The following is a 25316-nucleotide window of genomic DNA, read 5'->3' on the forward strand; positions in this document are numbered from 1 at the left end:
TTTATTACTTCTCCAAACTATCATCCGGAACAAAATGTATTACACTTACAGTCTCATATTCGGTATCAAATTCTTCTTCCTGTATTGCTCTTACAGGCATATTCTCATGAACAAAATACCTATTGAGTCTTCTTGTTACCGCATTACTTCTATTCTTTAAAACAATGTAATATATATTATCCTTTGTTATGAGAGCCTCGTTAAAATTCTCACAATCAAGTCCCTTAAGCATATCTCTATATATCGGACTGTTATATGACCATCCGCCGCTTCCAAGATAATTTCCTACATTGTAGCTTTCATCCATGAACTGCTCACCTCTTTGAGAGAAAGAGTAAAAATCTCGCAGATAGATGTTATCCTCGTTCTCGGCACAGTATTTTAAAACCTCTCCGTAGGCAAGAGACTTTCTGTTCGCACTTTCATTTTTATTTCTAATATCTTTCAGAGCATTTTTACCGATAATTCCAAGTGCCATGATTCCAAGTATAAAAACGATGCATCTTACAAACTTCTGACCATTTCCGGCACTGTCTTTCCTGTGGCCGCTCCAGTAATTAAATGCATTTCCAAAAAGAACCATTATCACGCCGTCATATATACATTTAATAACTCGGTCAGGAAGTCTTCCTGCAAATGAAAGGTAGAATACCATAAGCATTCCCCATCCGACACAGGTGATCATATAGAGAAGATCTGTTGAATCCATTTCCTTATAATTAATGAAGCAGAAGAATAAAATAACAGCAGCCAGAAGATTGTAGGATAAATACTTACTTCCCGACATAATGTCTTTAAGGTCTGTTCCTGCTTTTTCGATTCTCGAGAAAAAATCCTTAGATCCTTCTTTTTTAGATATTTTTGCGATTTCTTTGATGTCCATTTCCTTAAAGTCATCGCAAGGGATAACAAGGTTATAATCCTCACTCATAAGAAGATATGCTTCATATGATATTCCCGAATGATCATAAACATTCTTATATGTCTCATAGTCAGGATATCCGTAGTAATCCATAAGAGTAGATCTGTCTCTGTTGTAATATTTATAATCCTGCCATTCTTTGCTGCCGTATCCTATTTTATGAACAACCATGATACATACAACAACAAGAAGCATAGTTGCTATAAAATATACATTTCTACGGTTTTCCGGATTTGAAGCGAACTTCTTTATCTTATTTGTTTTGAAACTTTTATTCTTATTAATATTGTAAAGTTTATAAAGCCAGCAAACAACGATGAGCGGTGCCATCATATAAGCAACAGTATTTCTTAAACAGAAACAAAATGCATAAAGAAGTATACAGATTCCGTATTCACGTATGCTCTTTTTTACACTGAGTTTTTGCGGAATTGTAACATATCTGAATACAGCAGTTCCTCCGATAACACCGGCTGTTGCTGTCCATTCAAGATGAACAATATCTGCGGCATAAAGAATGGAAACCAGAATTAAAGCAAGTATAAAGTAGCCTGCTTTTTTCTCTTTTGCCACTATTATAACTCTCGAAAGCACAAGAAAAACAGATACTGCCAACGATCCGATAAGAAATATCTGATACCATGATATTCCATCATAAATTCTATATAATAATGAAATTAAAAGTCCTAATGGGTATCTTAAGAAATATGCATGTCCATCCGGCGTTCCGGTTGTAGTTCCGGAAAGAATTTTCTGATACGCAATATCGTCAGGTGAAACCAGCAATATGACAAATATTTTAGAAAGCCCCCAGAATAATGCAAAAACCGCTACAATGCATATCAATAGCTGCTTTAGTTTGCTACTATTCCTGTCATTCAAGCTCATATATTTCCTCCAAAAAATATAATCATATAAATAAATATAATAAACTTTATCATACTTTATTTTCTTTGTAAATCAAATGTAAAAAACGTTTTTACCGCCCTATATTTATGGATTTAATCCGGTAATCTCATTTAAATAAAAGGCACCATTCATACGAACAGCGCCTTTTTATCATTATTTCTTATATTTCTTTGACTCCACTTTTATGCGTACATCCTTATATTTAATGGTCTTCGGATTTTCGCACTGTATATCAAGTCGTCCCTTATATTTACCTTCTTTAATTCCTTCAAGTGCGCCTGTACCGCTGATAAATGTAAGCTTATCTCCGGCTTTTACAAGATCACTGATTCCAAGCTTATTCTTCTTACCTTCGTCAAAGAGGATGACTGTAACCTTACTGTCAGCACTGACGTCACGATACGAAAGAACTATTGAACCGTCAACAAGACTGTATTTGACAAGCTTTCTTTTCCATAAAATCAGGAATGTACAAAGCCCTGCTGCAACCAAAGCTGCAGGTATTACGATCCAGATAATAGGAAATGACGACTTCTCCGGCTCTGTTTTATCTTCTCCCCCGACTTCTTCAGTGGTTGCTGCTGCTTCAAGCAGATCCCATTTTGCTATAAATATAGCTGAGTTGTCGACTATATAAGTATCACCCGGTTTAAATTCTTTATCTCCCAATACCCAGCAGTTTAATGAATAGCTATTACGTTCCGCTTCCGGAATGGTGATTGATTCACCGTCAGCATATTTTCCGCTTGGATTTTCTCCTTTAATTGTACCGCCGTTCGGATCAAAATCAATCTGTCTGCTTCTTTCCACTTCGCCCCATTTGGCTTTTAATGTGGTGATACCTGTAACTATAAATTCATCTCCCGGCTGATAAAGGCGTATTCCATCGCTCCATCCTTCAAGCTTATTATCACCATACTTAACCTCAGGAAGTGTAACTTTGGTTCCTGATTTATAATCACCACTGACATCTTTTCCTACTATCTCTCCACCGTTCGGATCAAGAATAAGTTTTGCATTTCCGACCGGTTCGTATGGAGTATTATCATTAGTAAGAAATACGATGGCAACAGGAACGGAAATATTGATCATTTCCGGATCAGAAACGGTATAAGTCCATTTCCCCACTACGGATGGATTTGCTACAGCCTCACCTTTCTGCTCCATATCATAATAAGCAAAACCGACTGAATCGCCATCATCGAAAACCTGTTTTGTTATCTTAGTTCCTTCACGGAATGAAATACCATCATTATTATAATCTAATCCGAGTGTCGACAAACGAAACTCTATACCGTAAGAATCATAAGAATTAGAATTATCATCCGTTCTTGTCAATTCTATCTCCACATTGATCTTATCACCTGAACTTAAACTGCGAGGATTGTGAACCTCACGCCCGTCTTTATCGGTTATTATTAGTTTGTACTCAAATGATGCTCCGCCTTCTTCGGCCTGAACCGGTATTCCGGTAAAAAGAATTATAAAGAATACGAGCAGATACGCTCCGGCTCTAACTATTTTTTTCATGCTGATCACTTCCCCCACTTATAAGTTTTTGAATATTAATGCCCCAGGTAACCTTTTCTCCGTATGTTCGTTATACTTTTTCATGTATCAGACTAATGCATTGAATTTAAACAAAAAAAACAGCATCATGCCGTTAATAAATCCAACGACAGATGCGATATACGAATGCAACTTGCTGCCTAAAACTCTGAAAGTCATATAACTTTGCGTCGCAAGATTTCTCTTGTTTTGCCGAACATTTTTATGTCTCTATTATATTAAAATATGAACCTCACGTCAATGATTTCTTAATTTCTCCTTAATAAACAGCTATAAAAATACGCAATTACAAAAAAGCTCTGTAATTACGTATTTAAGCGCATTTCTGCTGAAGTATATTTCTTTGTATCCTTGATGGAGTCTCCAAATCCGCTGCCTCCATGAGTCACAACCGAATAAATCTTTTTTCCGGAAAGATCAGTTGTACGAAGGAAACTTTCCCCCATATTTCATACCCCTAAAATTGTTCATTTGTTACAAGTTTATCACGCAAAACCATAACAATAAAGCTCTTTTGACATTTTGACACACTACCTATTATATGCTAAAATTACTATATATAGATACTTATAAAAAGACGGCATATATAAAAGCACAAGATGATGAAAATGCCGAAGATTTTAAAGATCACAAAAATAGAGAGGTATTAAAAAAATGATTCCATTTAATAAGGCTTCGATCACTGATAGAGAGATCGAACATGTTGTTGACGCTATGAAGAACAGCATTCTTTCCGGAGACGGTAAGTACACCGCAAAGGTTTATGAGAAATTCAAGGACATTCTCGGAATTGAGAATATGCTTCTTACAACATCCGGTACAGCCGCTCTTGAGATGGCTTCACTTCTTATAGAACTTGAAGAAGGTGATGAAGTAATCGTTCCTTCATTTACATTTTCTTCTACAGTCAACGCATTTATGCTTAGAGGAAGCAAACCTGTATTCTGTGATATCAGAAGAGATACAATGAATATCGATGAGACAAAGATTGAAGATCTTATCACAAATAAGACAAAGGCTATTTATGTTGTTGATTATGCAGGTGTTCCTTGTGAGATGGATGTTATAAATGATATAGCAAAAAGACATAATCTTCATGTAATCGAAGACTCTGCACAGGCAGTAGGATCTACATATAAGGGCCGCTCAGCAGGAACTCTTTCAGAGCTCGGATGTTACAGTTTCCATGAAACAAAGAACTATGTTATGGGCGAAGGCGGCGCTATCGTTATAAATGACACTTCTTATCTTGACAGAGCTGAAATCCTTCGTGAGAAAGGAACAAACCGTCGTCAGTTACTTAAGGGAATGGTTGATAAATATACATGGCATGATATCGGTTCTTCATTCCTTCCTTCTGACATTCTTGCAGCTTTACTTTATTCTCAGATGGAGAGATTCGATGAGATAATGCAGAAGAGACTTAATGTTTGGAACACATATCATGATGCTCTTCTTCCACTTAAAGAAGAAGGACGCCTTGATCTTCAGACAGTTCCTGATTATGTTACTCATAATGGTCATATGTTCAATATCATTCTTCCTTCAACAGAAGTAAGAACAAGAGTAGCTGAGGAACTCAAGAAAGATGGCATTTATCTTTATATCTGCTATGTTCCTTTACATTCTGCACCAATGGGTCTCAAACTCGGATATGATCCTAAGTCATGTCCTGTTACAGAAGAGTACGGAGAAAGAGTTCTTCGTCTTCCACTTTTTGCAGATATGACAACAGAGGATGCACTTACTGTTACTGAGAAGCTCAAAAAGGTTCTTTAATAGTCAGATCATAAATTATCATAAATATATAATATCCAACTCCGAAACCTCTTATCAGTGAAACAATTCTGATATCATTTTGTCGGAAAGAATGATCTTATTATTGTTTTATAGAATTCTCAATTTGTGTTATCGCAATATACAGTATTTTATAGATAAGTAAGGAGGGATGATCATGAAAAATCAAAATAGATTTTTATATATCGCTATGGTCTCGGCCTTAGCTTTAAGTCCACTTTCCTCCTCTTTAAATTCACTTAGATTCGGAAATGATCAAAATTACAAGAGGAATTCACATGTCATTTATCGTGACACGGATAATGATGATATAGACAAAGCATCTCCGGGAGATGCTGAGGAGGAAGAAGTAATTCCTGTATACGATTCTTTGGAAGATGCCGGCGCATATGTAAGGCAGGAAATGAAGAATCGTAATGAGGTGATTACTCTTGGCATCACTTTCAGAGTTTCCGGTTTTCCAAGTAAGCTTTTTGACGAAGCCGTTAAGCATACCGGAGTACCTGATGAAGGTGATTATCTGAGATGGCTTCACAATACATACAGTGTAAAAGCTGATGATATTTATTGGAAAAACGGAATACAGTATTACCGTTTCAGATTTACATATTATACAACTAAAGAAGAGGAAGATGAGCTCGATAAGTATCTTGATGATTATATGGCTTCTCTTCCTCTTGAAAGCATGTCCGACTACGAAAAAGTCAGGGCTATATATTATTTTATCTGTCAACATGTCAGATATTCATTTAATAACTCCGGCGAAACACCTACCGAGAGACTCAAATACCGTTCTGCGTATCAGGCTCTCATAAACGGTACTGCTGTTTGTCAGGGTTATGCGAGCCTTTTTTACAATATGGCTCTCCGTGCAGGAGTTGATGCAAGATTCATCCGAGGCGATGTATATGATGAATCAACAGGAACAAATCTTGGTCACGGCTGGAACATTGTAAAATTGGACGGAAGCTACTACTATCTTGATTCAACTTGGGACTCTGTTTATAACCACCCATTTAACTATTCTTATTTTCTCCGTGGAGAAGAGAATTTCAAGGATCACGTAATCTCATCTACTTTTGTAGATATGTTCAGCAACTATGATATATCCGAAAAGGATTATTCCGATTCTCACGTAGTAGATGATTCGGATTTCACTCCGGAATATATCTATGATGATTCGATCAAATGGTCATATAACAGTGTCGGTATACTTACAATAACCGGAACCGGAGAGATAAAAGATTATCCTTTAGGAACCAAGAGACCTTGGGAGGATCTTCCTGTAAAATCCGTTGTTATCGGAGACGGAATTACGAAGATAGGTAACAATGCATTTAATAATCTCAGCGAACTCGAAAGCATCTCACTTCCTTCCGATTCACTTACGGAAATAGGTGAAAATGCATTCTTCCGCTGCCCTAAACTTACTTCGGTCTATATCCCAACTTCAGTAACAACCATAGGATCGGAAGCTCTTGGCTATGTGGAAAGCTCTTCGACAGGAAAAGCTGTTCCTGTTAAGAACTTTGTTATAACATGTGGCAATTCAACCGCTGCAGAATCCTATGCGGTAAGTAACTCGTTTGAATGTCTCAGACCAATCAACAATCTCCAAATGCCATCGCCTATAGTTGAACGTACTTCTTCAGGTGTAAAACTGTCATGGAGTAATGTTCAAAATGCAACTTCGTATGAGATAGAGCGTATTTGCACAGATGATAATAATCCTGAAGAAAATGCTGTTTCATTTTCAACTGACACAAATAAATTCAGTGATGACACAGTAGCGGCAGGCAAAACATATAAATATAAAGTACGTTCGGTATTCGGAAATCTTTACAGCGACTGGAGCATGGACCAGCCTGAAATAACTGTACTTACTGCTCCTGTCCCACGAGTTTCTTCCAAGACATCAAGCTATGTGGAATTAACATGGGAAAATACAGCAGGTGCAACATCTTACTCAGTCAGCTCAAAGAGAAATGGTTCACCTAAATGGACGGACAACCTTTCCATCGTAGCAAAACCTGCTTCAGGAAATACAGTTAAAACTACGATATATATGCCATTTGGAAAGGGCAACCTTTATCATTTTACAGTATATGCGAAAAATGATTCATCGGTCAGCCCTATGGGACAGCCGATTGATGTATTTATACCATTTTCCAGGCCTGCGAACTTAACTTCTGCATTTAATAACGGAAGTATTGATTTAAGCTGGACCCCTGTTGAAGGTGCAGATGGATATGAGGTATTTGCATCTATCAACGGAAGCTATTATAATTCTATAGACCATGTCAGCAATACAGAATATAAATTTGACAACCTTGCTCTCGGAACGGATTACAGGTTCAAGATCCGTGCTTATAAAGAAATCGACGGAACAAAGTATTACGGCGATTACTCTTCCGATACAGGATACAAATATACAATTGCTACGCCATCCGGCTTCAGTGCAGTTGTTCAATCCACCAGCAAGATCACACTCAAATGGAATGCTGTTCCTGACGCAGCTTATTATGAGCTCTATAGAGCAACAAGTGCGACAAGTACAAACTGGACTAAGATTGGTGTATATTCGACAAATACGGCGAATAATTCTAATCTCACTGCAAACAAAACATTTTATTATAAAGTACGTGGATATAAAACTGTAAACGGCAATAAAGTCTACAGCGATTACAGCAGTATTGTAAGTGCAAAGACTAAAGCTGTTCCTCAGGTAACAGGACTTAAGATCACAGGCGGAACATATAATTCCGTTAATATCAAATGGGACTCCGTTCCGGGTGCAACATCTTATCATGTATATAAAGGACTTAAGAACTCTTCCGGTCAGATTACATGGACAAAGCATGGAGTATATACCAAGACCTCATGCGCACTTAAGAATCTTGTTACAGGAAATACATATTATTTCAAAGTTCAGGCTGCGATCAAGGAAAATAACACAGTTAATTACGGCAGTTATTCAACCAACGTAAACAGATTGTTGAAATTTGCCAAACCTGTTATAATCTCTGCTGAAGGAGTGAACTCCTCTTCTATACAGCTTAACTGGAAGACCGTTAACGGAGCTGTTTATTATGAGTTATACAGGTCAACAAAGAAAACAGGCGGAACCTGGACCAAGATCGGTATTTATAACAGAACTACTGTTACAAACAAATCACTCAAATCAAAGACTACTTACTATTATAAAGTAAGAGCATATAAATCTATAAACGGAACTAAAGTTTATAGTGATTTCTGCGCCCCTGAAGGTGCAAAGACAAAATAACATTTAAGAGGTATGAAAATGTCAGAATTAAAAGGGAAAAGGCTGTTACTTCTGGGCGGACATTCGCTTATGAGACACGTTATCGAAAAAGCTCGCGAGCTCGGAGTATATACTATCGTTACTGATTATTATCCTGCTGAAAAATCACCATCAAAGGCTATCGCAGATGAGGCTTATGATGTAAGTACAACAGATGTTGATGCTATCGTAAAGCTTGCACAGGATGTTCATGCAGACGGTATTTTCACCGGTTATGTTGATGTAAATCTTCTTCCATGCAGTCTTGCCTGTGAAAGACTCGGACTTCCGTTTTATGCAACACCGGACCAGATCGAGCATACAATAAATAAAAGAAAATTCAAGGAAATGTGCCGTAAGCACGGTATAAGAGTTGCTGAGGATATTCCAAAGGAAATATATACTGAGAAACCTGAAGAGATTAATTTCCCTATCATTATTAAACCTGCTGACAGCTACAGCAGCAAAGGAATCTCTGTATGCTACGAGCCAAAGGACATAGCACCTTGTATCGAGCACGCTCTTGACTTTTCTTCTGCCAAGGAAGTAGTTGTGGAAAGATATATCTACGGTGATGATGTATATCTTTATTTCACCGTTAAGGATGGCGTCCTCAGCCTTTCAGCTATGGCAGACAGAGCACTTAATGATGAACAGAAAGGATATGCTCCGCAGCCTGTGGGCTACAGCTTCCCTTCCAAATATATTGATAAATATTATTCTGAAGTTCATGACAAGCTTCAGAATATGGTCAGCGACCTTGGATTAAAGAATGCTACATTCTTCCTTCAGGGATTCGTTGAGAATGACAGCCTGATCTTCTTCGAAATGGGTCTTCGTCTTACAGGCGGCGCAGGCTATGTGCAGATCCGTAATCAGAATGAGATCGACCAGGTTGAAATGCATATTACTTACGCTCTCACAGGTAAGTTCGGCAAATGGGATCTTTTAAAATATGACAACCCTAGATTTAAGAAACCTGCATTTGTTCTTGTAGTATTGCTAAAAGAAGGAAAAGTTGCTAAAATAAATGGACTTGATGAGATAAAGGCTATGCCTGAGACAATTGATATCGTTCAGTTTATCAAGGAAGGCGCAGTAAATACCGGTAAGGGTACTCTCAATCAGGTTATGGCAAGGATCTATCTATACAGTGACACAAAGGAGAAACTTGACGAAGCAATAACCAAAGTCAAAAATACTATCGAAGTAATCGATGACAATGGTGAAAACATGATCCTTAATATGAACTAGAGCATTTACTAAAGGATGTTTTAAAATGAAAAAGGAAAATCTTATCAGTTTTGTCATACCATGTTACAGGAGTGAAAAAACTGTTTCAAATGTTATAAAAGAGATCATTGATACCGTTTCAAAGCAGGATAAATACGATTATGAGATTGTCGCGGTAAATGACTGTTCACCTGACAATGTCATTTCTGTTCTTAAAGATCTTGCTTCTACCAATAAGAAAATCAAAGTTATAGATTGTTCAATAAACAAAGGTAAACATGCAGCAGTTTTAGCCGGATATAGATATGTATCCGGCTCATTAGTGTGCAATGTTGATGATGACGGTCAGTGTCCTGTTGACCACGTCTTCGAACTTGTTGAACAGGTTGAAAATGGTTATGATATGGCAATGGCACAGTACAAAGTTAAGAAAGAGGGCCTTATTAAAAGGTTCGGCAGTGCCGTAAATAATAAAATGTCCGTATGGCTTCTGGATAAGCCAAAGGATTTCAAATTCAGTAACTTCATCGTCAGAAAGAGATTTGTATGCGATGCAATGACACAGTATAATCAGCCTTTCCCTTATCTGGAAGGTATTTCCCTCAGTGTAACCAGAAATATTGCAATGGTTCCGATGGAAGAAAGAAACAGAGCAGCGGGAAGATCAGGATATACATTTAAGAAGTCGCTTGGAATATGGATGAACGGCTTTACAGCCTTCTCCGTTAAGCCACTCCGACTTGCGTCACTCATGGGAATATTTATCGCATTTATCGGTCTTCTTTACGGATTATATGTTATAATCCGAAAGATAGTCGACCCATCTGTCTTCGCCGGTTATAGTTCAATCATGGCCGCTATACTTTTTATCGGCGGTGTTATCATGGTACTTCTCGGAATACTCGGTGAGTACGTCGGAAGAATCTATGTCGGACAAAGCAGTCCGGGACAATCAATAATACGCGAGACTTATAATATCGAAAATGAGAACAAAGAGTGATCATCTCTTGAAAGGAACCAAAATGAAAAAGTTAGCAATTATCGGTGCATCACATTTTCAAAATCCACTTATTCTTAAAGCTAAAGAGATGGGTCTTGAAACTCATGTATTTGCCTGGGCAAGCGGAGACATAGGTGAAACAACTGCAGATTACTTCTACCCTATCAGCATCCGCGAAACAGACGCTATTCTTGAAAAATGTAAAGAAATCGGCATTGATGGTATTTGCACCATCGGTTCCGACCTTGCAACAGTTGCTGTTAATCATGTAGCTGAAAAGCTCGGACTTCCGGGAAATTCAATAAGAGCTACTGAATTATCAACCAATAAACGTTTAATGAGGGAAGCATTCAGAATTAATAATATTGCTTCACCTATGAGTATACCTGCGGACAGCATTGACGACGTTCCTGTCGACAAGAGAAAATATCCGCTTATCGTTAAACCTACAGACCGCTCCGGAAGCCGCGGAATCACAAAGGTTTTCAGTGATGCCGAATTATCTGAAGCGATCAAACTCGCAAAAGAGCAGTCATTTGAAAATGCTGCCCTTGTTGAAGAATTTGCTGAAGGAAATGAATACAGCGTTGAAAGCATTTCATTTAAGGGACAGCATACTCTTCTTTCAGTCACAAGAAAATATACAACAGGTTCACCAAACTATATCGAGACCGGACATATTGAACCGGCTCCGGGTATAGATATGGACAAAATCAGAAAACTTGTATTTCCTGCTCTTGATGCTCTTCAGCTTACAAACGGAGCATCTCACTGCGAACTCAAGATTGACGATGATCATAATGTAAATATCATCGAAATCGGCGGTCGTATGGGCGGTGATTTCATCGGAAGCGATCTTGTTAAACTTTCTACAGGAATTGATTTCGTTGAAGCTGTAGTAAAGGTTGCTCTCGGAGAAAAACCTTCACTTGAACCAAAAGATCATTATAACTACTCAGCAGTTAGATTTATATTTGATGAAAATGATGCCGAAGCACTTAAGAAGATCCGTGCAGAACATCCGGAGCTTATAGATGCTTTCGAAATTGATGATGATCTGTCATCAGAAGTTACAGACAGTTCTTCAAGGCATGGTTATTTCATATTCCATACAGGCGATCTTGAGACCGCCCAGAGATACCTTCCTTAGAACCAGAGGATAATATGAAACCAATGAATGATAAAAGTAAAACTCATAAATTTCATATAACTAATTTTCTGAAATCACCTGCATCTTTGGCAATACTTATAAATCTCATTATACTCGTCCTTGCTCTCGTATTTTGCAATATCAAATACGAAGTTTCGGACGATTATATAGTTGACAGTGTAATATCCGGCGCATATACACAAAAATCCATAGGATATTACGATGTCCATCTATTATTTTCAAATATTCTTCTCGGATATCCACTCAAAATATTATATACACTGATTCCCGGAATCAGCTGGTATTTTGTATTTATCATAGGTCTTTCATTTGTTGCTTTAACAGCATTAACCTATGTATTTATCAAGCGCTATGGCATGGGCATCTTCACATATTTATATCTCATATTCCTGACGTATTTTTCAGCCGATCTCTATGTCATTCCACAGTTCACAAAGACATCTGTGGCTGCGGCTGTAGCCGGCGGAGTTCTTTTCATTTCGGGACTTTTCAGCGAACAGAAAAAGGGACGGATCATAAATATTATTTTAGGTTCTCTTATAGCAATACTTGGCATTTTCTTACGATTCCAGGCGATTTTTATTGCTCTTCCGTTTTTATTCATTTTATTTATATTTTACTCAATCAGCAGTATCAAAAAATCATCTTTCAGTTCGGAACTTAAGAAAATAATCATCAGATTCGCTGCCTGCCTTTTCCTTATCGGCATTGCTTACGCAGGAAAATATATCAATAAGGCATTATGGAGCAGACAGGCTTCTTATGATAATTTCCGTAATTACGCCACTCTCAGATCCGATATAACCGATGTTTCATTTCTGGGTTATGATAGTGTCAAAGAGGATTTCGAAGCTATCGGATTGAATGAAACAGACTATCTTATGTTCAGATCATGGTGCTTCATGGACAGAAATATCTATGATGATGCAACTCTTTCGAATGTTCATAAAATCCTCAAAAATGCCAGCGATAAAGTTACACATAATGTAAACTACCTGGGCGAAAATCTCTTAACAAGGGACTATATGCGCTACAGAGTATGCTGGGGAATCTTTATAATATTCGTGATCATGACAATACTATGTCCTTCAGGCTTTGCATATTATATCATTTCCATGCTTGTTGCTCTCGCAGGACTCCTTTACTTCTCGTGGGTTGGACGTGTTGTTTACCGTGTCGAATATACTATTTTCATAAGCTGCGCAATCGTCATAATGCTGTGCGGAAATCAGGTAAAAGACGTTCCAAAACAGCTTAAAAAAGCTATCAAATATATTTCTTTAACAGCTTTACTGATCCAGGCATTTGCATTTATTCCTGATTCAGCATCAAAACGTACCGATGAGGAATATTCGCAGAATATTTATGATTCTCTTATCTCATCAGGAAGTTATAATGTTAAGAAATATCATACAAATGTGTATGACAGACAGCTTTATGCTGATTTTCTTCGCTATGTAGAAAATAACGATGATAAATATTTTGTTATGGATTTTTCATCATCGATTCAGATAATGTATTTCAATTATAAGCCATGGGAGCGCATTCCTATGGGATTTTTCAATGAGAACTATATGCATTTCGGAAGTGTTACCATGCAGTATCCGGCTGAAAAGCAGCTTCTCATTGATCACGGTCTTGATCCGGATAGCCCGATCAAGAACCTGGTAAATGACGATATATATCTCGTAGATAACTATTATTCTGATGTTAAGCTCCGCTTTATCCAGAAGTACTACTATCCTAATGCAAGGAAGGAACTTGTGGATATAGTCAACGGATTATATATCTGGAAAATCAAAAAGCAGTGATATGAATAATACTGTTTAACGAATTGTATTTTCGGTAGTTCAAAACAGTGATACTTCATGAAAAACAAATAACATATTATATAGGTGATGTAATGAAACCGGTTAGATCATTTTTACTTTATGATAAAAATATAAGCAAAAACAGTTATACATGGAATATGTTGGGCTGTCTGCTTCATGCATTTCAAAGTACAATAATGCTTATAGTTCTGAAAAGAACCGTAGGACTTGCTGCAGCAGGCATTTTCAACATTGCATATACAAATGCCAGCCTGTTCTATAAAATGGGCCACTACGGCATGAGGAATTATCAAGTCTCTGATGTTAAGCGTAAATATTCATTTAAAGATTATCATCTGACCAGACTTATTACCGTATTTGCAATGCTGCTTTTCGGAACTGCATATATCTTCTACGCAGCTGCAACCAAAAATTATTCTTCTTACAAAATGAATGTAATGATATGGATGCTCTTATTCAACGCTGTCGATGCTTACGAAAGCGTTTATCACGGTGCATATCAGCAGAACAACCGACTGGATGTTGCCGGACGCTGCATGACTATTCGTATGACACTCCTTATCATCGCATACGTAATTTCAATAATAATAACAAAGGACCAGCTTATTTCACTGATCATAACTACCATTTCGACGTTCGTTGTATTTATTATATTTACTCTCTGGACAAAGCATCTCACCAAACCAGTCGCAGTTGTAAGCGAGACCGCTGAGAATGTTGCTACTGAAAATGTTACTACTGAAAATGTTACTACTGAGAAACATGCAAAAAATACTGCAGATAAATTATCAAAAAATATCGACAATAATACAGTAACAGATGCTACTCCGGTAAGTACCTCAAAATGGAAAAGAGTTTCAGCACTTCTTGTGCATTGCTTCCCTCTTTTTGCCGGAACATTCCTTGCATTTTATATCGCAAACGCACCAAAATATGCCATTGATTCAACTCTTTCAAATGACATACAGGGATATTACGGAATAATCACACAGCCAATCTATGTAATATATATGCTGAATGATTTCATTTTCATGCCGCAGATTTATCCTCTCTCAAAACTTTGGGATGAAGGCCGAATCGACAAATTCGTCAAAAAATCTTTGAAGCAGGTATTTATACTTATTTTACTAACTTTGGTCTGCCTTGTAGGAGCTTACTTCTTAGGAATTCCTGTTTTATCTGTCGTATTTAATTCTAACCTGAAGCCTTTCAAGACTTCTCTTATGATCCTTATGATCGGTGCAGGCTTCCTTGGTATGACAGGCTTCCTCAGTTCGGTAATAACAATTATAAGATGCCAGAAATACACGATGTACGGTTACGTACTCGTCGCTCTCGTAGCACTTCTGTTCTCAAATAAAGTCGTTAAAAAATACGAGATCCTCGGAGCTTCAATTTTCTATACATCACTTATGGCTCTACTAACGGTAATATTCCTTATAATCCTTATCGTCGGAGTCAAAAAAAAGACTACTAAAAAGTAGTCTTTTTTTATGTTTTATATGTTTCAATTTGATATCACGATGTGCGTTTGAAATTTTCACATATGTTCTTTTGTCATACATTTTTATTTATCATACATTTTCATTTTGCGTACATATTTATTATGAATAATGATTATACGTATTTTATATTTACAAGAGTAAGTCCTCTTGCCTCAGCTGTATCTCCGGCAAGCGAGCGGTCCTTGGAAGCTATTATATCGCCCACAGTTTCAGGATCCGTCCTTCCGCCTCCAACTTCAATGAGTGTACCGGCGATAATCCGCACCATATTGTAAAGGAATCCATTTCCCGTAATACGTATAGTTATAAGCCTTCCCGGCTCCCCCGGAAATTCATCAACTAAAATATCACAGGAATATACGGTTCTTACTTTATCGACTACGCTGCTTCCCGCAGAGCAAAATGCACTGAAATCATGTTCGCCCACTATGAATCCTGCGGCCTTCTTCATTTTTTCAATATCAAGATTCAAATAACAGAACTTTGAATATAATCTATATAACGGATTCTCGATCTTATCATTATAGATCTTATATTCGTAAGTCTTTACGGTATCAGCATGTCTTGGATGAAATGAATCCGGAACTTCCATTGACTTTCGTACCCTTATATCCTGAGGAAGTCTCTGATTAAGGGCGAGAGCCATCTTCTCGGCAGGTATTCTTGTCTCCGCATCGAAGACACATACATTTCCCAGCGAATGCACGCCTGAATCCGTACGACTGGCACCGATGACTTCTATCTTCTGCCTCAATAGCCCTGAGAGCGCTTTATTCAGTTCTCCTTCGATTGTAGGTCCATTTGGCTGTATCTGCCATCCGCAGTATTCTGAGCCGTCGTAGGCCACTACAAGCATGTATCTACCCATATATATTCTCCAAGTACTATAAAAGTATAAACATTGCAGTCATTAATATCAGAAATGCGATCATAATGATCAAATAAATTCTGTCTGCGCTATCCATTTGAAGCTTATCAATCTCTGTATGAGCCTCAGCGGAATCATAACATCTGATATCCATAGCATCCGCCATCTTCTCGGCTTTATTTATCGTCTTTCTGAAAAGCGGGATAATAATCGAAATACTGTTTTTAATTCTAGCCGCAAAACTTCCTTCTGTTATATCAGCACCTCTTGCAGCCTGCGCCACACGGATCATATTCATTTCATTTCCAAGTACAGGAAGAAATATAAGCGCTACCGTCATAGACATTGCCATTTCTTCCTTCATCCCAAAACCTTTCTTCATGCCTCGAAGCAGGTCTCTGGTGGTGGTGGTTTTCACGAGTATGACACACAAAAATGCCATGATATATAATTTCAACAAAAGCAGTAATGCGCTTTTAAATGGAACGATCAAAAGATTGAATAAAAATCCTATTACAAGAATAATTGTTATTCCCTTGAGTGATCTCAAATAACTGGTGACATTCACCTGGCTCAAATAAATATTTAAGCATAAGATCACAAATGGAATGATCAGTAGCAGAAAATTCTTTGCAAATATACACATGAGAATATCTGCTATAAGCGAATACAGCTTGACTCTCGGATCAAGACTATGTATAAATGAGCTTCTATCCTCATATCTTCCCTTTTTTACATCATATATATACATTTATTTCTTTTCCCTCATTATGAATGCAACTCAGCATTGTCATAGTCAGCACTGTTAACACCTCTATGATCATTACTAATTCAGCTTACACTCGATTTGTATTTTAAACATCCGCACCACCATTAATGACACTGTGTTAACTACCAATTCATTTCTCGTGATTAGTGTCCAACAATGATCACACATTTTCCTGTTTCGATATAATGCTTGCAAACTGATGAAAGTGCCTTGATACCATATTCATCGAGACCTGCATCGGCTTCGTCAAGTATAAGATATTCCGGCTGAATCGCCAATATGCCTGCTATTGCAACTCTCTTCTTCTCTCCACCGGAAAGCTTTGTAACAGACTTATCCCAAATCGTCTCATCAACTCCCATTAACTGAAGAGAATATTTGGCTGTCTTAACCGCGCTGTCATTGTCATAACCCATATTCTTCGGTCCAAACATTACATCTTTTAAAACCGTATCGGCAAAAAGCTGCTTATCCGAAAACTGTGATACATATCCGACCTTTCTTCGAAGGCCATTTATCATTGTAGCGGAAGTCTTCTTATCAGACTGTCCGAATAATCTCTGAGTTATACTTTTCTTAGTTACAGGAAGCATATATCCATCAACATAAACACCGCCCTTTTTAACAAGCAAAAGGCCATTTAACAGTCTTGAAAGAGTACTTTTACCTGAACCTGAAAGTCCCTTTATGATATAAAGTCTTCCCTTCTTAAATGAATAACTTATATCTGACAGAACCTGCATTCCGCCATATGAGAAATCAACTTTGTCAAGTCTGATATCCTGATTCTTTGTTCCGGAGATAAATGCATCCTCTTCGTCATCTCCTGCAGTATTCAGGATTCTCTCTTCAATCTTTATAGGTTTCAACTGCTTATTAATAATCTTTGACTTCTTATGTCTTGTAAATGCTACAATCTTGCTTCTGAAGGTCCTGTAAATGTCTGTTTTCACATCGGTTTCATTAATATTATCTGTATCATTTTCCATGTTTTTTTCAATAGCATTGCTGTAAACAGTCGTTCCATCAGCTTCAAATGACATATCTTTCGAATCAAGGATACAACCATTCTGCATAGAAATGATCCTGTCGCATGAGTTTGCTACTGCCTTGTCCTGGGTAATGATAACCAGAGTCTGTTTCTTCTTTCTTGCATTATCCAGAATAAATGAAAGCATTCTGTCTCTGACTTTCTCGCTCTGCATGCTGAATACTTCATCAAGAACAAGAAGCTTTGGTTGCATTGCAACTATGGCAGCCACAGCCTCTCTCTGTTTTTCACCACCGCTTAAGGTTGAAAAATCTCTGCTGGCTTTAGTAAGAAGTCCATACTTTTTCATTACATTTCTGGATCTCTTTAATACCTTATCCGCAGGTACATTTAAATTCTCAAGTCCAAACATAATATCTGAACTTACCATATCGAATACATAGTTATCATCAGGATTCTGAAGAACTATTCCGCACTTACGATGAACTCTTGGCAGGTTTGCATCAAAGCTTGTATCAAGCCCGTTTACAACAACCTGATCGGGTGCTTCCGGTTTTATAAGTCCTGCTATATATCTTCCGAGAGTACTTTTTCCTGAACCATTTGGCCCAACAAGTGCAACTATTTCACCCTGTTCAATATCAAGCGATATTATACTGTCAGGGATATATTCAATTTTCAGATTTCTGATCTTAACTATACATTCCATATGTGTAACCCTAACTCCACTTTTTAGCATAAAAGCCACTGATCAAATGTATCAGTGGCTTTTAGTTGCTTATATATATATGATTATACTAACTCTAAGATAACTTCAAGAGCTCCGTCGCCCTTTCTCATACCGATCTTAACGATTCTTGTATAACCACCTTCACGACCTGCATACTTTGTAGCATACTCGTTGAAAAGCTTTTCTGTAAGGTCAACCTTCTTTGTAGCTGCTTTCTTACCAGCTGCATTTGTAGGAACCTCTGTTACAGGATAAAGAACTTTGAGCATTTCACGTCTTGCATGAAGTCTTGATGGAAGGTCCTTCTTGATCTTCTTATCAACTTCATCGAAAACAGTAACTTTCTTACCGTCAACAACTTCTTTTACTCTCTTACCATCTTTATCTTTTCTAGCAACCTTAGTCTTAACAGTAACTTCTTCGAAGTTATCCTTTTCCTTGATTGCCATCTTTATAAGGTGCTCAGCTATCTGACGAACTTCCTTCGCTCTAGCATCTGTTGTCTTAATCTTTCCATGATTAAGAAGCATTGTTACCTGATTACGAAGAAGTGCCTTTCTCTGATCAGATTTCTTACCGAGTTTTCTATACATTGCCATAATTTTTTTCCTCCTTACCCTTGGCAGGGTCTTCACTATGCTTACTAATTCCGTCAGAATGAATAAATCATTCCGGGCGACTTCGGCCTAAGTGGTGATATAAATCTTACTCTTCTTCAGGTACTCCGTCATTAAGAGTAAAACCAAGCTCTTTGAGCTTTGCGAGAACTTCTTCAAGTGACTTACGTCCAAGGTTACGAACTTTCATCATATCCTCAGGTGTCTTCTTGCAAAGTTCCTTAACTGTATTAATACCTGCTCTCTTAAGACAGTTGTATGAACGAACAGAAAGTTCAAGTTCATCAATTGACATATCTGTCTTGCTTACAGGTTCTTCTGTTGGTGTTTCAACGATAACGCTTGCTGTCTTAGCATTCTCTGAAAGGTCGATAAATAAGCTTAAGTGCTCACTTAAAACCTTAGCAGCAAGGCTTACAGCCTCATCAGGAGCAAGTGATCCGTTTGTAAATACATCAAGAGTGAGCTTATCATAGTCTGTAATCTGACCTACACGGGTATCCTCAACAGTAAGATTAACTCTCTCAACAGGTGTATAAATAGAATCAACAGCGATTGTATCTATAGCTGTATCAAGTTCTTTGTTCTTATCTGCACTTACATAACCACGACCATTTGTAATCATGAGTTCCATCTCAAGTCTAGCTTCTGGGCCGCTGAGATTTGCAATTACAAGTTCAGGGTTAAGAATTTCAAGATCTCCATCAACCTTGATATCTGCAGCAGTAACTACTGTTGTTCCCGATGCCTCGATATATGCAGTCTTAGGTTCATTTGATGATGAATTATTCTTAATAACAAGATCTTTGATGTTAAGAATGATCTCTGTAACATCTTCCTTTACTCCAGGAATAGAACTAAACTCATGAAGAACACCTTTGATCTTTACTGAGCTTACAGCTGTACCCGGAAGCGATGAAAGCATGATTCTTCTAAGCGAATTTCCAAGTGTTGTACCATATCCTCTTTCGAGTGGTTCAATTACGAATCTTCCAAACTTATCATCATCAGACTGCTCTGCAATTTCAATTCTTGGCTTCTCAAATTCAAACACTGCGTTAACCTCCTTCTACTTCGAAATTATACTTAAGTCTACTGCAAGAGTATCCGTTCCTTGCAGTTAACCGGATATAAAATCCGGTTATATATATGCGTGAACGTTTATTTATCTTACTTAGAATATAACTCGACGATAAGAGTCTCGTTAACAGGTACGTCGATCTGCTCTCTTTCAGGCTTTGTTACAACTGTACCACTAAGTGTTTCTGAATTTGACTCAAGCCATGCTGGAACTGCGATTCCGCCATTAGCTTCTACGATATCCTTAAATCTCTGAAGAGACTTGCTCTTCTCTCTGATTTCAATCTTATCACCAGCGTTTACTCTGTATGAAGGAATGTTTACACACTTACCATTTACGAGTACATGCTTATGATCTACAACCTGTCTAGCTTCTCTTCTTGTTCTAGCAAATCCCATACGGAAGATAACATTGTCAAGACGAAGCTCAAGGAGTGTCATCAGGTTAGGACCTGCTGTTCCCTGCATCTTTTCAGCCTTAGCGAAAAGGTTACGGAAAGGTTTCTCCTGTACACCATAGATGAACTTAGCCTTCTGCTTCTCACGAAGCTGAAGTCCGTACTCACTTATCTTTCTGTTAGCATTCTTTGCTTTTCTCTTAGATTTCTTATTAACACCGAGATACATTGGCTCCATGTTGAGTGATCTGCATCTCTTAAGAACCGGGGTTCTATCAATTGCCATTTTATATGTACCTCCTCAATCAGACTCTTCTTCTCTTTGGTGGACGACATCCGTTATGTGGTACCGGAGTAACATCCTTGATTGTTAAAACTTCAAGACCGCATGCAGCGAGTGCTCTGATAGCTGCCTCTCTACCTGAACCTGGTCCCTTAACCATAACATCAATAGTCTTAAGGCCGTAAGGAGCTGCAGCCTTTGCTGCTGTCTCAGCTGCCATCTGAGCTGCATAAGGTGTAGACTTCTTTGATCCTCTGAATCCAAGTCCGCCTGCACTTGCCCATGAAAGAGCATTTCCTTCAGCGTCTGTTAATGTAACTATTGTATTATTGAAAGAAGACTGAATGTGAGCCTGTCCATGCTCAACTACTTTTCTATTACGCTTCTTAGTAGCTTTTTTAGTAACTTTACCAGCCATTACTTAACTTTCCTCCTACTTAATTACTTCTTCTTGTTAGCAACCGTCTTCTTAGGTCCCTTACGTGTACGTGCATTGTTCTTTGTGTTCTGTCCACGAACTGGAAGTCCCTTTCTGTGACGGATGCCACGATAGCAACCGATTTCCTGAAGACGCTTAATGTTAAGAGCTGTTTCTCTTCTTAAATCACCTTCAACTGTAAGAGATTCATTGATTTCTTCGCTAAGCTTCTTAACTTCTTCGTCTGTAAGATCACGAACTCTTGTGTCAGGATTAACGCCTGTCTTAGCGAGAATTTTCTTTGAAGTTGGTAAACCTATACCATAGATATAAGTAAGACCAATCTCGACACGTTTTTCTCTTGGTAAATCTACACCTGAAATACGAGCCATATTTCTTATTTCCTCCGTAAAATCATAAATTCTTTTAAATGTTGTCTATCGACTTATCCTCCGCGTAACTTCTGTATGGAGTCAGAAGGTGAAATGTATACGGGACAATAAATCCTCCATATATAATATAGAATTATAACATATCCCATTCACCGATTATCCGATGAAAAATGACGTTAAAGATATGTTACAGCCGCTTCTATGTTACATTGCTGCTCTATTTCGGCAGCAACCGCCGTGCATGACGAACACGGTAGTTCATCTCCTCCAGAATCAATGCTTTTATACAAAGTTCCGGAACGCACAAAAGCAAGCTATAAAGCCTTTATACACCGTTCTTTATAACTTGTTTCAATAACATCAGGTAGATTAGCCCTGACGCTGCTTGTGCTTTGGATTTTCGCAGATTATAAGTATTCTGCCTTTTCTTTTAATGACTTTGCATTTATCGCAAATCGGTTTTACTGATGCACGAACCTTCATTAAAATATTCTCCTTTCACAATGTAGCCTACATGCCTTATTGATATAACTACAAAAAGGGCGCAGTAAGCCCGCTACGAATTAATAGTTTAGCATTTTACAAAATAAAATGCAAGCACTTTTTTATCATGCATTTTTTGTAAACAAATTACTTTGCTCTCCAAGTGATTCTTCCCTTAGAGAGATCATATGGAGAAAGTACTACTGTTACCTTATCTCCAGGAAGTATTTTGATATAATTCATTCTAAGCTTTCCACTTATATGTGCAAGAATCTGGTGACCATTCTCTAACTCAACCTGAAACATAGCATTTGGAAGCTTTTCAATAACTACTCCTTCGCATTCGATCTCATCTACTTTTGACATAAATATACTTTCTCCTCTTATTTCACAAATATACTCTGAGTAAACACTATCAAATAATAATAATCAAAATTTGTATTTTGTCAAATATATTTTTACAAATATTACTATAAATAATATTACCGGGATTACTCACCGATAATATTTACTATAGCATTGAATACATCATTCATATCAACAGTTCCGTCAACTTCTTTAACGATTCCTGTTTTTCCGTAATAATCTATAAGTGGCTGTGTCTGATCATGGTAAACCTTAAGTCTGTTAAGAACCGTTTCAGGCTTATCATCATCACGAAGGATAAGTTCCTTACCGCATACGTCGCAGATTCCCTCAACCTTTGTTGGGTTGTACTTAATATGATAAGTAGCTCCGCATCCTACACAAGCTCTTCTTCCTGACATTCTGTTTACGATGTTCTCATCAGGAACTTCTACGTTGATAGCATAATCCATCTTCTCTCCAACAGCTGCAAGTGCTTTATCAAGTGCTTCAGCCTGTGGGATTGTTCTTGGGAAACCGTCAAGGATGTAACCCTTCTTGCAGTCATCAGCTTTGAATCTATCCATGATAAGGTCGATTACGAGTTCATCAGGAACAAGAAGTCCCTTATCCATAAATTCCTTAGCTTTCTTTCCAAGTTCTGTTCCTTCTTTAATATTCGCTCTAAAGATATCTCCTGTAGAGATGTGTGGAATTCCGTACTTTTCTGCAAGCATCTTAGCCTGTGTTCCTTTTCCTGCACCAGGTGCTCCAAGCATTATAATCTTCATATAACTTCTCCTTATTATCAAATCTAATAAATTTTAACAGTTATCATAGCCTACCAGTTTCTCAAAGTAAAATCAAGTACTTTAAGAAGATTTAGGGATTACAAGTCTATTAGACCTGTAATCCCTTTTATCTTATAAATCAATGCCGATTACGACTATCCTAATCGTTGAGGAATCCGTTGTAATTCCTTACGACCATCTTTGATTCGATCTGCTTAATTGTTTCAATGATAACACCAACTATGATGATAAGTGATGTACCACCGAATGAAACGTCTGCAGAAAACCTTCCACTGAAGAAGATTGGAATAATTGCAATAATTATAAGTCCGATTACACCTATTATAACAATGTAGTTCAGTACTCTGTTAAGATATTCCTGTGTTGGCTTACCAGGTCTGATACCCGGAATAAATCCGCCGCTCTTCTTAAGGTTATTTGATACTTCCATCGGATTAAATGTGATTGAAGTATAGAAATAAGCAAAGAAGATAACAAGAAGTACATATATAACAAGTCCAATATATGCATATCCGTATCCAGGCTTGAACCAATTATCCTGCTGAAGTCCGTGAAGGACCTTTGACCAAAATGTGCTCTTAACCTTTACATTGAAGAGGTTAAGCATAATTGTTGGAACAGAAATAAGTGTTGATGCAAAGATGATTGGCATAACACCGCCGGTGTTAACCTTAAGTGGAATGTAAGAACTCTTACCACCAACCATTCTTCTTCCCTGCATCTTCTGAGCATATGATACAGGAATTCTTCTTTCAGCATCCTGAAGTATGATAACAAGTACTGTTGTTAAAATGATTACTGCAGCGATAATAGCTATTGAGTAAATCATATGAACAACGTCCTTGCCCTTTACGAACATATCATAAAGGTTCTTGAAATCTATAGGCATTCTGGCAACGATATTTGCAAGAAGTACGATGGAAATACCATTTCCAACACCCTTCTCAGAAATTCTTTCACCAAGCCACATAACAAGTGCACTACCTGCTGTAAGTGTTATGATGATCACAGAAACAGGCGCGAAACCTGCTTTTGTGATGAAACCTTCTCTGCTGAAACCGATTGTAAGTCCGATACTCTCGATAACAGCAAGAAGAATAGAAACAACTCTTGTAATAGCTGCCATTTTCTTACGACCATCGTCGCCATCTTTCTGCATTTCTTCAAGAGCAGGAATTGCAATTGTAAGAAGCTGCATAATAATTGACGATGTGATGTAAGGTGTAACTCCTAATGCAAATAGAGTCATCTGTGTAAAAGATCCACCGGTAAATGCATTAATAAGATTGAACTCATCTCTCTTGAAGAATGCATTAACTTTCGCCTGATCGATGAAAGGCGCTGGAATAAGTGAGCCAAATCTGATAATGATAATTATAAATAATGTAAAAAGTATCCCGTTTCTTATCTCTTTGATTTTAAGAGCATTAGCCAGGGTCTTAAACATATTACATCACCTCGACTTTTCCGCCGAGTGCTTCAATCTTCTCAGCAGCTACCTTACTTACTGCATTTACTTTAACAGTAAGCTTCTTAGTGAGCTCTCCATTTCCTAAAATCTTTACACCATCTCTTGGGTTCTTTACTACACCAGCTTCAATAAGTGTTGCAACTGATACTTCTGAACCATCTTCAAATCTATTTAATACGTCTACATTTATAGCAACGATTTCCTTAGAGTTTCTGCACTTGAAACCTCTCTTAGGAATACGTCTGTAGAGTGGCATCTGACCACCTTCGAAACCAGGTCTTGGAGCTCCTGAACGAGCCTTCTGTCCTTTATGTCCTTTACCTGCAGTCTTGCCATTACCTGAACCATGTCCACGACCACGTCTGAAGTCATCTCTTGTTACTGATCCTTCAGCTGGCTTTAATGTTGATAAATCCATGA

Annotated in this window: 23 protein-coding genes and 1 riboswitch; of the genes, 7 read left to right on the top strand and 16 right to left on the bottom strand. The window is 37.7% G+C overall.

From position 1 onward, the window contains the following. Window positions 1-4 precede the first annotated feature (4 nt). The 3 genes from B5D25_RS07915 to B5D25_RS12730 all read right to left on the bottom strand — a co-directional run bounded on the left by B5D25_RS07915 (window position 5) and on the right by B5D25_RS12730 (window position 3846). The gene (locus B5D25_RS07915) at window positions 5-1810 is read right to left on the bottom strand and encodes a hypothetical protein (RefSeq protein ID WP_078787438.1); all 1806 of its coding nucleotides are present in this window, start codon (window positions 1808-1810) and stop codon (window positions 5-7) included. Between the two features lie 174 nt (window positions 1811-1984). Continuing rightward, window positions 1985-3361, bottom strand: coding sequence for an InlB B-repeat-containing protein (locus B5D25_RS07920; RefSeq protein ID WP_078787439.1), 1377 nt, complete (start codon window positions 3359-3361; stop codon window positions 1985-1987). 163 nt (window positions 3362-3524) lie between these two features. After that, window positions 3525-3604, bottom strand: a riboswitch (cyclic di-GMP riboswitch). Between the two features lie 101 nt (window positions 3605-3705). Then, window positions 3706-3846, bottom strand: coding sequence for a hypothetical protein (locus tag B5D25_RS12730; protein ID WP_143000657.1), 141 nt, complete (start codon window positions 3844-3846; stop codon window positions 3706-3708). Between the two features lie 208 nt (window positions 3847-4054). Between B5D25_RS12730 and rffA the strand changes: the two genes are divergently transcribed. The 7 genes from rffA to B5D25_RS07955 all read left to right on the top strand — a co-directional run bounded on the left by rffA (window position 4055) and on the right by B5D25_RS07955 (window position 15218). Beyond that, entirely contained in the window at window positions 4055-5179 is a 1125-nt protein-coding gene (gene rffA / locus B5D25_RS07925; RefSeq protein ID WP_078787440.1) for a dTDP-4-amino-4,6-dideoxygalactose transaminase, read from the top strand. A gap of 175 nt (window positions 5180-5354) precedes the next feature. Then, window positions 5355-8480: a fibronectin type III domain-containing protein gene (locus B5D25_RS07930; protein WP_159444115.1), complete on the top strand. Its 3126-nt coding sequence runs from the start codon at window positions 5355-5357 to the stop codon at window positions 8478-8480. Window positions 8481-8498: 18 nt separating this feature from the next. After that, window positions 8499-9752: an ATP-grasp domain-containing protein gene (locus tag B5D25_RS07935; RefSeq protein WP_159444116.1), complete on the top strand. Its 1254-nt coding sequence runs from the start codon at window positions 8499-8501 to the stop codon at window positions 9750-9752. A 25-nt stretch (window positions 9753-9777) separates the two neighbouring features. Then, complete coding sequence (locus B5D25_RS07940) at window positions 9778-10731, top strand: glycosyltransferase (RefSeq protein WP_078787443.1); 954 nt, start codon at window positions 9778-9780, stop codon at window positions 10729-10731. A gap of 22 nt (window positions 10732-10753) precedes the next feature. Continuing rightward, window positions 10754-11881: an ATP-grasp domain-containing protein gene (locus B5D25_RS07945; RefSeq protein WP_078787444.1), complete on the top strand. Its 1128-nt coding sequence runs from the start codon at window positions 10754-10756 to the stop codon at window positions 11879-11881. 14 nt (window positions 11882-11895) lie between these two features. Then, window positions 11896-13713, top strand: coding sequence for a hypothetical protein (locus B5D25_RS07950; protein WP_078787445.1), 1818 nt, complete (start codon window positions 11896-11898; stop codon window positions 13711-13713). Window positions 13714-13805: 92 nt separating this feature from the next. Then, entirely contained in the window at window positions 13806-15218 is a 1413-nt protein-coding gene (locus tag B5D25_RS07955) for a polysaccharide biosynthesis protein (RefSeq protein ID WP_078787446.1), read from the top strand. A 133-nt stretch (window positions 15219-15351) separates the two neighbouring features. On the opposite strand, the gene truA is transcribed toward B5D25_RS07955, so the two are convergent. The 13 genes from truA to rplO form a co-directional block, all read right to left on the bottom strand. Beyond that, window positions 15352-16107: a tRNA pseudouridine(38-40) synthase TruA gene (truA, locus tag B5D25_RS07960; protein ID WP_078787447.1), complete on the bottom strand. Its 756-nt coding sequence runs from the start codon at window positions 16105-16107 to the stop codon at window positions 15352-15354. A 16-nt stretch (window positions 16108-16123) separates the two neighbouring features. Next, the gene (locus B5D25_RS07965) at window positions 16124-16858 is read right to left on the bottom strand and encodes an energy-coupling factor transporter transmembrane component T family protein (protein WP_078787448.1); all 735 of its coding nucleotides are present in this window, start codon (window positions 16856-16858) and stop codon (window positions 16124-16126) included. A 161-nt stretch (window positions 16859-17019) separates the two neighbouring features. Continuing rightward, window positions 17020-18576, bottom strand: coding sequence for an ATP-binding cassette domain-containing protein (locus B5D25_RS07970; protein WP_159444117.1), 1557 nt, complete (start codon window positions 18574-18576; stop codon window positions 17020-17022). A gap of 83 nt (window positions 18577-18659) precedes the next feature. Then, the gene (locus B5D25_RS07975; RefSeq protein WP_078787450.1) at window positions 18660-19196 is read right to left on the bottom strand and encodes a bL17 family ribosomal protein; all 537 of its coding nucleotides are present in this window, start codon (window positions 19194-19196) and stop codon (window positions 18660-18662) included. 106 nt (window positions 19197-19302) lie between these two features. Next, complete coding sequence (locus B5D25_RS07980) at window positions 19303-20268, bottom strand: DNA-directed RNA polymerase subunit alpha (RefSeq protein ID WP_078787451.1); 966 nt, start codon at window positions 20266-20268, stop codon at window positions 19303-19305. 116 nt (window positions 20269-20384) lie between these two features. Beyond that, entirely contained in the window at window positions 20385-20978 is a 594-nt protein-coding gene (gene rpsD, locus B5D25_RS07985) for a 30S ribosomal protein S4 (protein ID WP_078787452.1), read from the bottom strand. 19 nt (window positions 20979-20997) lie between these two features. Continuing rightward, a complete protein-coding gene (gene rpsK, locus B5D25_RS07990) occupies window positions 20998-21393 on the bottom strand; it encodes a 30S ribosomal protein S11 (RefSeq protein ID WP_078787453.1) in 396 nt (131 codons plus the stop codon). 23 nt (window positions 21394-21416) lie between these two features. Continuing rightward, window positions 21417-21785: a 30S ribosomal protein S13 gene (gene rpsM, locus B5D25_RS07995; protein ID WP_078787454.1), complete on the bottom strand. Its 369-nt coding sequence runs from the start codon at window positions 21783-21785 to the stop codon at window positions 21417-21419. A gap of 369 nt (window positions 21786-22154) precedes the next feature. After that, entirely contained in the window at window positions 22155-22268 is a 114-nt protein-coding gene (rpmJ, locus tag B5D25_RS08000) for a 50S ribosomal protein L36 (RefSeq protein ID WP_034231612.1), read from the bottom strand. 147 nt (window positions 22269-22415) lie between these two features. Beyond that, complete coding sequence (gene infA, locus B5D25_RS08005; protein WP_035624626.1) at window positions 22416-22634, bottom strand: translation initiation factor IF-1; 219 nt, start codon at window positions 22632-22634, stop codon at window positions 22416-22418. A 125-nt stretch (window positions 22635-22759) separates the two neighbouring features. Next, window positions 22760-23404 (bottom strand): adenylate kinase, encoded by a 645-nt coding sequence (locus tag B5D25_RS08010; RefSeq protein WP_078787455.1) that lies wholly within the window; start codon window positions 23402-23404, stop codon window positions 22760-22762. A gap of 160 nt (window positions 23405-23564) precedes the next feature. Next, window positions 23565-24872, bottom strand: coding sequence for a preprotein translocase subunit SecY (gene secY / locus B5D25_RS08015; RefSeq protein WP_078787456.1), 1308 nt, complete (start codon window positions 24870-24872; stop codon window positions 23565-23567). Window position 24873: 1 nt separating this feature from the next. After that, entirely contained in the window at window positions 24874-25314 is a 441-nt protein-coding gene (gene rplO / locus B5D25_RS08020; RefSeq protein ID WP_078787457.1) for a 50S ribosomal protein L15, read from the bottom strand. Window positions 25315-25316 lie beyond the last annotated feature (2 nt).

This window comes from Eubacterium ruminantium (genome assembly GCF_900167085.1).
Taxonomy (GTDB): domain Bacteria; phylum Bacillota; class Clostridia; order Lachnospirales; family Lachnospiraceae; genus Eubacterium_Q; species Eubacterium_Q ruminantium.